The sequence below is a fragment of the Neisseria sp. P0001.S005 genome (assembly GCF_051963715.1).
The window spans coordinates 1-514 of the sequence record NZ_JBQCTZ010000550.1; the positions used below are offsets into that span (position 1 = coordinate 1).

Below are 514 nucleotides of genomic sequence, written 5' to 3' on the forward strand. Positions count from 1 at the left end.
TTGGGGCTTTACGTCGCACGCGAGTTGGCACACGCCAATATGGGGCAGCTGCATTATCACCCTGAAATGAACGGGTTTGAATTGATTTTACCGAAGGAGCAAGCGCAGGATGAATAAATTGCAAGAGCCGGTTTTGGTTGTCGATGACGAGGCAGACATCCGCGACCTGATGGAAATGACCCTGATGAAAATGGGTCTGCGCGTCGATACTGCGGCTGGTGTTGAAGAAGCCAAAGACAAACTGGACAACAACGATTATTCGCTAGTGTTGACCGATATGCGTATGCCCGACGGCTCCGGCCTCGAGGTTGTCCAATACATCGACGAGTTGATGCTCGACACGCCCGTCGCCGTGATTACGGCTTTCGGCAATGCCGACCAAGCCGTTGAAGCCTTGAAAGCAGGGGCGTTTGATTATCTGCAAAAACCGATTACGCTGTCGCAGTTGCGTTCATTGGTTAAATCGGCAGTGTCGGTTTCAGACAATACTGCCGAACCCACGCCGTCTGAAAAA

1 protein-coding gene is annotated in these 514 nt (G+C 51.8%); it reads left to right on the forward strand.

The window, feature by feature from the left end:
* Positions 1-109: 109 nt before the first annotated feature.
* The coding region (locus ACTHSP_RS21600) for a response regulator (RefSeq protein WP_440346956.1) at positions 110-514 on the forward strand (405 nt) is incomplete at its 3' end.